The organism is Neolewinella litorea, from assembly GCF_004803465.1.
Lineage (GTDB): Bacteria > Bacteroidota > Bacteroidia > Chitinophagales > Saprospiraceae > Neolewinella > Neolewinella litorea.
Genome location: NZ_SRSF01000001.1, coordinates 1310089 through 1322851, shown reverse-complemented (window position 1 = coordinate 1322851; position 12763 = coordinate 1310089). Strand labels below are relative to the sequence as shown.

10 protein-coding genes are annotated in these 12763 nt (G+C 61.0%); 4 read left to right on the top strand and 6 right to left on the bottom strand.

The annotated features are described in order from the left end of the window. Positions 1–92: 92 nt before the first annotated feature. The 5 genes from E4021_RS05515 to E4021_RS05495 all read right to left on the bottom strand — a co-directional run bounded on the left by E4021_RS05515 (position 93) and on the right by E4021_RS05495 (position 4953). Complete coding sequence (locus tag E4021_RS05515) at positions 93–551, bottom strand: ferritin-like domain-containing protein (protein ID WP_136457112.1); 459 nt, start codon at positions 549–551, stop codon at positions 93–95. Between the two features lie 143 nt (positions 552–694). After that, positions 695–2575: a penicillin-binding protein 2 gene (gene mrdA, locus E4021_RS05510; RefSeq protein ID WP_136457110.1), complete on the bottom strand. Its 1881-nt coding sequence runs from the start codon at positions 2573–2575 to the stop codon at positions 695–697. A gap of 1 nt (position 2576) precedes the next feature. Further along, complete coding sequence (locus tag E4021_RS05505) at positions 2577–3101, bottom strand: hypothetical protein (RefSeq protein ID WP_136457108.1); 525 nt, start codon at positions 3099–3101, stop codon at positions 2577–2579. Then, positions 3098–3916 (bottom strand): rod shape-determining protein MreC, encoded by an 819-nt coding sequence (gene mreC, locus E4021_RS05500; RefSeq protein ID WP_136457106.1) that lies wholly within the window; start codon positions 3914–3916, stop codon positions 3098–3100. Before mreC ends, E4021_RS05505 begins: the two co-directional genes overlap by 4 nt. Then, a complete protein-coding gene (locus tag E4021_RS05495; RefSeq protein WP_136457104.1) occupies positions 3916–4953 on the bottom strand; it encodes a rod shape-determining protein in 1038 nt (345 codons plus the stop codon). Before E4021_RS05495 ends, mreC begins: the two co-directional genes overlap by 1 nt. Positions 4954–5212: 259 nt before the next feature. Here E4021_RS05495 and alaS point away from each other — a divergent pair, with 259 nt between their 5' ends. The 4 genes from alaS to E4021_RS05475 all read left to right on the top strand — a co-directional run bounded on the left by alaS (position 5213) and on the right by E4021_RS05475 (position 11813). Further along, positions 5213–7858, top strand: a complete 2646-nt coding sequence (gene alaS / locus E4021_RS05490; protein ID WP_136457102.1) for an alanine--tRNA ligase — start codon at positions 5213–5215, stop codon at positions 7856–7858. Between the two features lie 7 nt (positions 7859–7865). After that, on the top strand, positions 7866–8597 hold the full coding sequence (locus E4021_RS05485; protein WP_136457100.1) for a class I SAM-dependent methyltransferase: 732 nt from the start codon (positions 7866–7868) through the stop codon (positions 8595–8597). Positions 8598–8657: 60 nt separating this feature from the next. After that, positions 8658–8954 carry an SCP2 sterol-binding domain-containing protein gene (locus E4021_RS05480; RefSeq protein ID WP_136457098.1) on the top strand — a complete coding sequence of 99 codons (297 nt, stop codon included), beginning with the start codon at positions 8658–8660 and terminating at the stop codon, positions 8952–8954. Positions 8955–9068: 114 nt separating this feature from the next. Continuing rightward, positions 9069–11813 carry a gliding motility-associated C-terminal domain-containing protein gene (locus E4021_RS05475; RefSeq protein ID WP_136457096.1) on the top strand — a complete coding sequence of 915 codons (2745 nt, stop codon included), beginning with the start codon at positions 9069–9071 and terminating at the stop codon, positions 11811–11813. Here E4021_RS05475 and E4021_RS05470 read toward each other — a convergent pair. Continuing rightward, the gene (locus E4021_RS05470) at positions 11800–12690 is read right to left on the bottom strand and encodes a bile acid:sodium symporter family protein (protein ID WP_136457094.1); all 891 of its coding nucleotides are present in this window, start codon (positions 12688–12690) and stop codon (positions 11800–11802) included. The two genes, E4021_RS05475 and E4021_RS05470, sit on opposite strands and share 14 nt — an antisense overlap. Positions 12691–12763: the final 73 nt, after the last annotated feature.

The following is a 12763-nucleotide window of genomic DNA, read 5'->3' as shown; positions in this document are numbered from 1 at the left end:
AAGATAACACTACCGACCCGGCCGGCGCGAATACAAAAAACCCCCTTGCCGGAGGCAAGAGGGTTGATTACGTTGTGAAGTCTTTCGGTTGCTTAGACGTTCTTGTAAGTCTGCTTGAGCTGCTTCAGTTCGGCTACGGTGCGCTCGAAGGTTTCCAGCTGGCGGGTGATTACCTGACGGACATCGCTGGAATAGCTGGTGTCGGTAAGCACGTCGCGGTAAGTTTCGATGGCGCTTTCGTCGCCGCGGATGCACTCCTGCAGGACGGCGGCCTCATCTTGGGTAGCGAGGGCCGACTTGATGTCGATCCAGGCGCGGTGCAGAGCGGCTCCGGTGCTGCCTCCCTTGTCGACTTTACCACCGAGTTTGGTAATAAAGGGCTTGATTTCGTGTCCGAAGTTGTAACGCTGTTGGCTCAACTCACGGAATTTGGTAGCCAGCGATACGCTGTCTACTTCCTCGGCAGCCTCCTTGTAACCATTCTCTCCGTCGTAGAGGGTGGTAATGAGTCGGTTAAGTCCTTTGGTCTGTTTGTTGCTGATAGTGTCCATGCGGTTAAATTTTTGTGCGTGGAGAAAACTCTCCTACGAATGAAATTAAATAAAATGTATAAAACCCAGTGGTCACCGGGTTTACACTAATATAACGTACCTCATGGTACAGACGTTCGGTCCCGGCAAAAAAATATCGGAGGCTACTTGACGCGGATGGTGCTTTCGCCGCGCTGGGTCATATCCTTGTCCAGCATCCGCTGCTCCAGCCACTTGCGGTTTTCGGAGATTTCCCCGGTGAGGTACTTTTCGATCATCAGGCTGGCGATGGGTGCCGCGACGGTTCCGCCGAAGCCGCCGTTCTCAACGTAGACCATGATCGCGATCTTCGGATTGTTGGCGGGGGCGAAGGCCACGAAGCTGGAGTGGTCGCCGTGGGAGTTCTGGATCGTGCCCGTCTTGCCGCAAATCTCAATTCCGGGAACGTTGGCGATGCGGGCGGTACCCTCGGTTACGGTTTTGCGCATCCCGCGCACGACGGTTTCGAAGTGGTCGCGGTCGATGTCGATGTCGTGACGTTCCGGGGTCAGTTCGCGGGTAAGGCCCTGATCGCCCTCCTGCACTTCCTTGACCAGGTGGGGCGTGTACCAGTGTCCCCGGTTGGCGATGGCTGCGGCCATGTTGGCGGTTTGCAGGGCGGTGAGCTCGTATTCCCCTTGTCCGATGGCCAGTGAGCGGATCCAGATGGCGCGCCAGAACTGATCGCGGGCGAAGCGCTTGGTGTAATATTCCGACGTTGGGACGTTGCCGGCGATTTCGCCGGGAAAGTCAATGCCCAGCTTCTGCCCGAGCCCAAACTGATACAGGTATTCGTTGAACTCGTCCAGCCCGCGCTCCGGGGTGAGGCTACCGTAGCGGTTGATGTTCTCCAGCCAGGCGGTCACGAAGTAGGCATTGCAACTCTGCGCGATGGCATCCTCGACGGTGCGGCAGGAGGGGTGGCTGTGGCATCCCAGAAGTACGCGGCCGCCGCTGGCAAACCCGCCGTAACAGGAGATCCCGCGGTCCGCTTCCAGGGTGCCGGTTTCCATGGCGATCAGGGCCACGAGGGTCTTGAAGGGCGAGCCGGGGGGGTACTTGCCGTTGATGGCCCGGTTGAGCAGGGGTTGCAGGGTATCGCGCTGCAACCGCGTAAAAGAACGCCCGCGATCGCGACCTATGCGGAGGGAACGCGGATCGTAGGTCGGGGCCGAGATCATGGCCAGCACCTCTCCCGTACTGGGCTCCAGGGCTACGATGCTGCCGATCTTGTTGACCATCAGTTCCTCTCCGTATTCCTGCAGGTCGAGGTCGATGGTGGTTACCAGGTCGGTACCCACGGTGGCGTTCACATCGAGTGCCCCGTCGAGCACCTCGCCGGCTTCCCGGCCCAGGCGGTCGCGGTACACCAGGCGGCGGCCCTTGTCGCCGCGCAGCAAATCCTCGTATTGGTATTCCAGGCCGGAAATGCCGTGGTAATCACCGGAAACGTAGCGGCCTTCGCCGCGGTCGATCGTACGCTGGCTTACTTCACCCATGTAGCCGAGTAAGTGGGCGGCTACGGTGTGCGGATAATTGCGGGAAGACCGCAAGCTGGCCGAAAAGCCCGGAAACTGGAAGAGGTTTTCCTGGAAAGTGGCGTAAACGGCCGGGGAGACGTTCGAAAGGAAGGTGAAGGGCTTCGATTTGCTGTACTTCCCGCCCCACTCCTGCGGGATGGCCTCCTCGAAATAATCACGCGTAATGCCAAGCAACTCGCAGAACCGCAGGGTGTCGAAGGTGGCCGCATGGGCGGCAAACTGATGATAGGTAAGTTCGATCTGGTAGATCGGCTCATTAATGGTGAGGAGTTTCCCGTTGCGGTCCAGCATCAGGCCGCGGGCCGGATACTGATCGATCTGGCTATTGCCCACGCTTTCGGCGCGGGTCCGCCAGGCATCACTCACCACCTGGAGGTGGAAGGCCTTGCCGAGCAGCATCAGCGTGATCGCCACCATGATGGTGCGAATGCTGATGGTCCGTACGTCGAGTTTGCTGGCTGCCATATCAGGCGCGGGGATTGAAAATGAGGATCAGGGCACCGAGTACGAGCAAGCTGGCCGGCAGGGAGAGCAGGGTCTTGATGATGATATCGGTGAGGAACAGCACGGAAAAGGTCTGTAGTGAAAAGAAGGCCAGCAGGTGGGCCAGCAACAGGAAGGCAAGATAACGAAACATCCAGCCACTGCCGAGGTCCGCCGCGGTAGGGTAGGCTTTGATGCTGTACCCGTCGCGGGGCTGCACCAGGCGCAGGATCAGGGGCCGGCAGTAGGCCGTGAACGTCAGGGCACCGGCGTGCAGGCCCAGGGTTTCGCTGAAGAAGTCAATCGAGATTCCCAGCAAAAAGCCCAGCAGGATCACCAGGGGCCGCGGCGTGCGCATGGGCAACAGAGCCACAAACAGGGGGTAAACGAAAACGAAGAGGTAATCCTTGCCCGACCAGCCCCAGGCGATCTGGTTAAAGACGAAGACCTGCGCCACCAGCAACAGGAAGAACCGGAGGACGCTATTGACCAGGGCCGCCGTCGTCATCGCACCCGGTTGAGTTGGTCCAGCTCCTCCTTGAAAAGATCGCGTACGATATAGCCGTTAGCGGCAAGCAGGGGATCGTTGAGGAGCACCACGGTGAGGTCCTGGCTGCCGGTGCCGGGCAGGGGCTCGCTGGATTCGACGGTGCCGATGGGCAGACCGGTAGGGAATACGTTGGAGTAACCCGTGGTATAAATGGTATCGTTCGGCGCGATCGGCACGTAATCGGGCATATCGGTGATGGTGACCCGCCGGGGGTCGCGGCCGTTCCATTTCAGGGTCCCGAAGGCACTGTTGTCCAGGCCGGCACTGATGCGCGTATCCAGGTGCAGGATGCTGATCACCCGGGCGTGCCGCGGGGTCACTTCGCTGATGATGCCGAGCAGGCCGCCGTCGGATACTACGCCCTGACCGCGTTCTACTCCGAGGTTGGAGCCGCGGTCGATCACCAGGGTATTATAGGGGCCGTAGGGCGATTTGTTGATCACCCGGCTGGCCAGGTAAGTGAAGCGCTGCTGCAGCAGGGAATCCCGTACGGGAAGTGTATCCACGGAAGTATCGTAGCCGGACCCCGGAATGCGGGCCAGCAGGGCGGCGTTTTCGCGGCGCAGGATCTCGTTTTCCCGGGCCACGTCGAGGAAAGCCAGCTTGTCGGAAATGAATTCCGACAGGGTGGAGCCGTAGACGGATTTGGTTTCCGCCCAGATCTGGCGTTGGGTATCGTTGTGGTTGACGATGAGGTAAAGACAAAGGAGTTGTAGGCCGGCAAAGGTGAATAAGCCGCTGCTGTTGAGGAGTATTCTCAGCAGTCTACCCATCAACTGACACTGCTGGCGGGTACGAGAATCGCTTTGTAGCGCTGGGTGTCCTGCAGGGCCTTGCTGGTACCGCGTACGACGGCCAGCAGGGGCTCTTCGGCCACGTGGACCGGCAGTTGGGTCTTCTTGCTCAGGCGGCGGTCGAGGCCGCGCAGCATGGCGCCGCCCCCCGTCAGGTAGAGGCCCGTGCTGTAGATGTCACTGGCCAGCTCGGGCGGGATGGTCTCCAGGGCACGGATGACCGCGTCCTCGATCTGCACTACCGCCTCGTCGAGGGCACCGGCGATCTCTTGGTAGGTGACCGTAATCTGCCGCGGAATGCCGTTCAGAAGGTCGCGGCCGTTGACCGAGAAGTCGGCCGGTGGGTCGTCCAGTTCTGGCAGGGCACTGCCGACGTGAATCTTGATCTGCTCGGCGGTGCGTTCGCCGATGAGGATGTTGTGGGTCTTGCGCATGTAATTGACGATGTTCTCCGTCAATTCATCACCGGCGATGCGGATCGACTGGTCGCTCACGATCCCCGACAGGGCGATGACGGCGATCTCGGTGGTACCGCCCCCGATGTCGATAATCATGTTGCCGACGGGTTCCTCCACGTCGAGGCCGATGCCGAGGGCGGCGGCCATGGGCTCATAGATCAGGTAGGTTTCCTTGGCGTCCACCCGGGCGGCGCTTTCGAATACGGCGCGCTTCTCCACCTCCGTGATGCCCGAAGGGATGCAGATCACCATTTTCAGGTGGGAAAAGAAGGCCCGACGGCGGCCGATCATGTCGATCAATCCCTTGATCATCTGCTCGGCGGCCCGGAAATCGGCGATCACCCCATCCTTGAGGGGGCGGACCGTCTGAATATTCTCGTGGGTTTTTTCGTGCATCTGCATCGCCCGACGACCCACGGCGATGGTTTCTTCCGACTTGCGGTCAATGGCAACAATCGAGGGCTCGTCGATGACGATCTCCCCGTTTTGCATGATGAGCGTATTAGCTGTACCGAGATCCACGGCCAGCTCCTGCTTAAAAAAGTTTAAAAATCGCATTCCCCTATGTTGCAGACCGGTGAGGGTCAGAGTTCGGTTGGCAAAGGTCGTAAAATAGTCCGGGAGATAGGTCATGCCATGCTACCTTTTCCCGGGTTTCCGAAGGGTGTTTTTCGAAGCCACCCACGCCCACACCCACTATCTCAACGCCGGGGTACCTGATTCATTGCACCGGCGCGCCGCCGCCCCCCGGAGCCGTCCCGCCCTCCGGCCGCGGATTACCTTGCCGGGTAGCTGCGGGCTATACTACCTTTGCCCCATGACTGCTACCGAAATTCGCCGGGCCTTCCTCGATTTTTTCCGCGAGAAAGACCACAAAATCGTGCCCTCCGCGCCGATCGTCAATAAGGACGACCCCAGCCTGATGTTCACCAACGCCGGCATGAACCAGTTCAAGGACTACTTCCTGGGCGACCGCGTGCCCGACAAGCGCCGGGTAGCCGATACGCAGAAATGCATGCGCGTCAGTGGCAAGCACAATGACCTCGACGACGTGGGCCGCGACGGCACCCACCACACCATGTTCGAGATGCTGGGCAACTGGAGCTTCGGCGATTACTTCAAGGATGAGGCCATCGCCTGGAGCTGGGAGCTGCTCACCGACCGCCTCGGCATCGACCCCGACCGGCTCTACGCCACGATCTTTGAAGGGGCACCCGACGAGGGAATCCCCGTCGACGATGAGGCCCGGCAGTTCTGGTTGCGTTACCTACCCGAAGACCGTGTCTTGTACGGCAACAAAAAGGATAACTTCTGGGAGATGGGCGAGACCGGCCCCTGCGGCCCCTGCACCGAGATCCACGTCGACCTGCGCCCCGATGAGGCCCGCGCGGCCACCTCCGGCCGGGAACTGGTCAACGTCGACGGCAGCGGGGTGGTCGAGATCTGGAACAACGTGTTTATTCAGTTCAACCGCCGCGCCGACGGCAGCCTCGGCAACCTGCCCGAGCGCCACGTCGACACGGGCATGGGATTCGAGCGCCTCTGTATGGTGCTGCAGGGCAAGGATGCTACCTACGATACCGACATCTTTACGCCCATCCTGGCCGAGATCGAACGGCTGAGCGGCCACCGTTACGGCGGCAGCTACGCCCCGGATGCCCAATCAGACATGGCCATGCGGGTGGTGGCCGACCACCTGCGCGCGGTGGCCTTCACCATTGCCGACGGACAACTCCCCGGGAGCGGCGGTGCCGGTTACGTGGTGCGCCGCATCCTGCGCCGGGCCGTACGGTACGCCTACTCCTTCCTGGGGCAGCAGCAACCCTTCATGCACAAGCTCATGCCGGTACTGGTGCGGGAGATGGGCCACGCCTTCCCGGAACTCGCCCGGCAGCACGAACAGATCGAACGCATTATCCAAAGTGAGGAGCGGTCTTTCCTGCAGACCCTCGAAAACGGACTGCAGCGCTTCGCGGCCCTGGAGACCACAGGCGGTACAATCAACGGCCGCGATGCCTTTGAACTCTACGACACCTTCGGCTTCCCCATCGACCTGACCCGCCTGCTGGCCGAGGAGCGTGGGCTGAGCGTAGATGAAGCCGGTTTCCGCGCCGCCCTGCAGGAGCAAAAGGACCGCAGCCGCCGCGACGCGGCCAAGGAAGTGGGCGACTGGACGGTGCTCAGCGACGAGCCCTCCGTGTTTATCGGCTACGATGTCCTCTCGGACGCCGGGGCCCGCATCACGAAGTATCGTACCGTGAAGGTGAAGGACAAGCCGCAGTACCAGCTGGTACTCGACCGCACCCCCTTCTACGGCGAAAGCGGCGGCCAGGCCGGCGACCGCGGCCGCATCCGGGTAGGGGAGGAGATGCTGCAGGTGACCGATACCCAGAAGGAAAATGACCTGACGGTACACGTCGTCGACCGGCTCCCGGCCGATCCCCAGGGGGAAGTTTATTCCGAAGTGACCGCCCTGGAGCGGCAGGCCGTGAGCAACAACCATACAGCGGCGCACCTGCTCCATGCCGCTCTCCACGCGGTGCTCGGCAAGCACGCCGTGCAAAAGGGGCAGGACGTGCGCGCCGGCAAATTCCGCTTCGACTTCAGCCACTTCGAGCGGCCCACCGACGAAGAACTGCAGCGCATCGAGCAGCTGGTAAACGAGAAGATCCGCGCCAACATCCCCCTGCTCGAGCAGCGCGATGTGCCGATCGCCGAGGCGCGCAACAGCGGAGCCATGATGCTCTTCGGCGAGAAGTACGGGGACACGGTGCGTATCATCACGTTCGACCCCGAGTTCAGTTCCGAACTTTGCGGGGGCACCCACGTGAAGTACACCGGGGAGCTCGGCCTCTTCAAGATTACGAGCGAAAGTGCCCTGGCCGCCGGCATACGGCGCATCGAGGGCGTATCCGGCCAGGCCGCCGAACGCTACGTGAACGACCGCCTGGGTACCCTGGAAGAAGTACGCGGCCTGCTGAAGGGCAACCCCAGTCCCGCCGACGCCGTCCGCAACCTGCAGGAAGAAAACCGCCAGTTGAAGAAGGAACTGGACAAATTGCAGGCCGAGCGAGCCGGTGACCTGAAGGGGGAACTGGAATCGGCCTTCGAAGACCTGAACGGAGTGCGCTTTCTGGCCCAGAAGGTGCCGCTCTCGGACGCCGCCGCCATCAAGAACCTGGCCTTCCAGCTTACCGGGGAAAACGACAATGCTTTCGTGCTGCTCGCCAGCGAAGACGACGGAAAAGCCCTGCTCACCCTAGCCATCAGCAAGGGGCTCGCCGGAAAAGGGGAGGGGGCGCTGGACGCGGGTGCCCTGATTCGCGAACTCGCCCGGCACATCCGCGGCGGGGGCGGCGGTCAGCCTTTCTTCGCCACCGCGGGCGGCAAGGAGCCGGGCGGTATTCCGGCCGTGCTGGTACAGGCCCGGGAGCAGGTCGGACAACTGGCGGCTTCGTCCTAATCCACATATGAACTACGACGAACCAACCGCGCGGTATTACGCCGCCTACCGACCGCCCCTGCACGGTCAACTCCTGGAACACTGCTTACACGGTCGCTACGCCAGCGGACTCGACGTCGGCTGCGGCACGGGGCACAGCGCCCGCGCGCTGCGGCGTTTCTGCGACCGGGTGACGGGCACCGACCCCAGCGCCGCCATGCTGGAACTGGCACCCAAAAGCCCGGGAATCGACTACCGCCTGCAAAGAGGACGCCGCCTGGACTTCCCCGACAAGTCGTTCGACGTGGTGACCTTCGCCGGGTCGCTCTGCTACGCCAAATCCCAGCTCCTGCTCGACGAAATCACGCGAGTGGGTCGCCCCGGGGCCACGGTAGTGGTGTACGATTTTACCGCACCCCTGCACGATTATTGTCACGAACTGCTGGGCATCGCCGTTGCCGATCGCAAGGACGACGGCTACGACCCCGCCGTGACGTTTTCCGGTCTGGAGGAGTCGGCCATCCGGAAAATCTCCTCCCAGACCGCTACCCTGAATGTCCGGGTAGATGCCGCCGAACTCGCTTCCCTGTTCCTTTCCGAGGCCGCACTGCGGCCGGTACTGGATGCCCGCTTTGGCGCCGCTGAATTGCCGGAGTCTCTGGCGCAAGCACTGTCAGAGAGACTGGATGAGGGAGCATCCGGCAGGGATCTTGAATTTACCACCTACACTACCGTATACCACGTACTCCGGCGCGGGTAGCATGCGGACCTGCGCCACCGGCCCGCCGACAATGCCTACCTTGCCGCAAATCATCTGACCATGACCTTTCAGGAACTCAACGACGGCGTAACCAAAGCGGCCGCCAACGCCCCCAACCTCGGCAAAAGCATCAAACTGCAACTGGACGAGGGGGTCATCTTCATCGATATGACCGGCGATACCGCCAAGGTGACCAACGAAGACAAGGACGCCGATACCGTGGTGATCACCTCGGTGGACATCCTTGAGCAACTGCGCAGCGGTAAGCTGAACCCCATGATGGCCATGATGAGCGGCAAGGTCAAGATCAAGGGCGACATGGGTCTGGCCATGAAGTTGCAGGGCTTGCTGAGTTAGCGCAGGCCAAGACATTTGGGCTCGTCGGTGCTGACCCGGCGAAGCAATTTCCTGAATTATGCGTTACTTCCGGTAGCGGCATGTCGTTGTCGCGCCCAGAACAACCGACCGCCCATGCGCCTGCGCCTGTTACTCGCCTTACTTGTCTTGCTCCCCGCCCTGGTGACCGCCACCCATAACCGCGCCGGCGAGATCATCGTCCGGGCGGCGGGCGACTGCTCCAATCCCGGCGACCAGCTGCGCGCCTGCGCTACCATCATCACTTATACGGAAACGGCCCAAACGGAGGTGGACCGCGATAGTCTGGACCTCAACTGGGGCGACGGCATCACGGAACGCATCGGGCGTACCAGCATAACCCCTGTAGCGCCCGGCATTCAGCGCAACGAGTACACCTTCTGCCACCGGTACCCGGCCTTCGGGCGCTACGTGCTCAGTTTTCAGGACGTCAACCGCGTGCGCAACGTGCGCAATATTCCCGGCTCGGTCAATATTCCCTTCAGCGTCTTTACTTCCTTTGCCCTGGTTAATCCCATCGTCAACGGATGCAATACCACTCCGCAGCTGAGCCAGGACCCCATCGACAACGCCTGTATCGGCTCCGTCTGGACCCACAACCCCGGAGCCTTTGACGTGGACGGCGACAGCCTGGCTTTCGAATTCACGGTGCCCACCTTCGCCCCGCGGGCGCCCATCGCTAACTACGTACTGCCCAACGCGGTAAGCGGCTCCAGCGGCAGTTTGCAGATTGACCCGCAGACGGGACAGATCACCTGGGATACCCCGACCATTCCCGGGGAGTATAACCTGGCCTTCATGGTGAAGTCGTACCGCAACGGCATACCCCTGGATACGCTCGTGCGCGACATGCAGATCTTTGTCGACGATTGCTCCAACGATCCGCCCGTGATCGAGCTGGCCCGCGAACAGATCTGCGTGGTGGCCGGCGAGGTCGTGGAATTTGATGTCATCGGCACGGCACCGCTCACCGATACCGACCAGCGCGTCACCCTCACGGCCAGCGGCCGCCCCTTTGACCTGACCGGCAACCCCGCCACCTTCCTGCCGCAATCCAACAGTCCACAGGAAGATCCCGTCCGTAAGACCTTTCGCTGGCAAACCTCCTGCAACGACATCAGCAACCAGGAATACTTCGTGGTGATCCGGGCGGTAGATACCGGCGAGCCCCGTCCTTCCGGCCTGGCTACCCTGCGTACCGTAGCCATCAAGGTCGTGGCACCGCCCCCCACCGACCTGCGGGCTGCGGTCGGCGAGGAAGAGATCACCGTGAGCTGGGCCAACCCCTACGCCTGCGAGCAGAACGAGGACCCGGATTTTCTGGGCTTCACCGTATGGCGACGGGAGGGTAGCAACAACTTTACGCCCGATACCTGCCAGACCGGCCTGGCCGGCAGGGGGTACACCCAGATCACGGATACGGAAGTCCGGGACATAGCCGATGGCCGGTATGTTTTCACCGATACCGACGTTGAGCGGGGCCGTACCTACTGCTACCGGGTCGTAGCCGTGATGGTACGCCGTACGGCGAGTACCGGATTGATCTTTGAAGAGATAGAATCGCTGGCTTCGGAGGAGATATGTGTCCAACTAGCCAGGGACATCCCGCTGTTGACGAAGGTCGATGTAGTAAGTACCAACACTACCTCCGGCCAGATCGAAGTATGCTGGATACTGCCCGACGCCCAAAGCCTCGACACGCTGCTCAACACCGGTCCGTACAGCTACGTACTCAGTCGCGCCGTAGGACAAGCGGCCGACCCCGCTGCCTTCGAGGCCATTCAGACCTACGAAAGACCATTCTTCGGCGACCCCGTCGATACCTGCTACACCGACAATAACCTGAACACCCAGGCCCAGGCCTACAGCTACCGCATTGAACTCTTCGTCGAAGGGGAGAACGAGCCGGTAGGGGAGGCGCAACCCGCCAGCAGCGTGCGCCTGACTGCAGCCCCCACTGACCGAGCCGTGGACCTGAGCTGGACCGAACTGGTACCCTGGACCAACCAGGCCTACGAGGTATTCCGCCGGGCCCCCGGTGCCGGTACCTACGAAAGCGTCGTCACGGTAGCCGATCAGATGTACCGCGACACCGGACTGGTCAACGGACTCGAATACTGCTACTACGTACGCTCCATAGGCAGCTACAATCTGGACGAAATTCCCTCCCCCCTGCTGAACCGCAGTCAGGAGGTCTGCGCCGTTACCGACGATAACGTGGCCCCCTGTCCGCCCCAGCTTACCGTAGAATCGGTCTGCGATCGCGGCGTGGACTGTACGGAGGAAGAGAACCTGTTCAATACCCTGCTCTGGAAATCGTCCGAAGAGGTATGCGGCGATGACGACGTTGTCGGCTACCGGATCTTCTTTGCCCCCGACAGTACGGGCGCGCCGGAGTTGGTGGCGCAGGTAGACAGCGACGACCTGCTCGCATTCGACCACTTCCCCACTGCGGGCATCGTGGGGTGCTACACCATCACCGCCATCGACGGCAACGGCAACGAAAGCCAACCCAGCAACCGGGTGTGCGTCACCAACTGTCCCATTTACGACCTGCCAAACGCTTTTACCCCCAACGGCGACAACCAGAACGACCTCTTCGTACCGCGTGGACTGTGTTTCGTGGAACGGGTGGAATTCAAGATTTTCAATCGCTGGGGACAACTCGTCTTTGAAACCGAGGATCCGGCAATTCGGTGGGACGGCACCAACCTCAACGGCGAGGCGCTTCCCTCGGGCACCTACTACTACGTGGGCACGGTCTTCGAGCGTCAGTTGCAGGGCATCGTCGCCGGAGATACGCCGGTCAGCGGGTACATCGAGTTGATCACCAGCCGGTAAATTCCCGGCGGAGGTGATGATACCGGTCGGGTTTCAGCAGTAAGCCATAGCCCAGGGCTGTAAAGAAGGTGAACATGGCGTACACCAGGGCGGGTTTAAGCGCCTGCTCGTTGTCGAGGAAACTGCCCGCGATGACGAAAGCCAGCGAGGTATTCTGGATGCCTACTTCCACGCCCAGGGTGAGCTGGTTGTCACGGTTCATCCCAAAAAGGCCACCGAAAACCGTTCCAAACGAAAGGGCCACGCCGTTGATCAGCAGCGCGGCGGGCAGGATGGTCCCTACTTCCTCCAGGGTCAAGGCGCTGCCCCCCTGTTCCGGCGGGGCGGCAATTTTCAGCAGAAATACCAGAGCGAGCAACACCAGGGTGCCCTTGCGCAGGAAGGGTTGCAGACGGGCGGCGGTGCGCGGGAGCAGGTGCCGGAATCCCATGCCGGCCAGTACCGGTACCAGCACGATGAGAAAGATGCGAAAGGCCGTCGGTAGCAGCGGCAGTAGGGCTGCGCCGGCCCCGGGAAGGAAGTATTCCAAAGCCAGATTAACGATGATGGGTACGGTCAGCAGGGCAAGGGAGGAATTGCTAATTGTCAAACTGACCGCAAGTGCTGTATTCGCCCGCAGGAGGTAGGAAATATAATTACTGGAAAGTCCGCCCGGACAAGCAGCTAAAATAAGAAATCCCAGGGCGAAGGAGGGCGGTAGCGGAAGCGATGAGGCGACCACGAAAGCGGTACAGGGTAGGGCCACCAATTGCAGGAAAAGCCCCAGAAACAGTACACGGGGTGCATAAAACAGTCGACCAAAATCACCGTACTGCATACTGAGCCCGATCGAAAACATGATCAGGGCCAATACGGCGGTAATTAATGTATCAACCATTTTTTCCGCAAGGATTTTTGCGTATGAACTTTTACTCCTATTTTTGTGGCACAGGCAAACTTTTAGTTGTGTC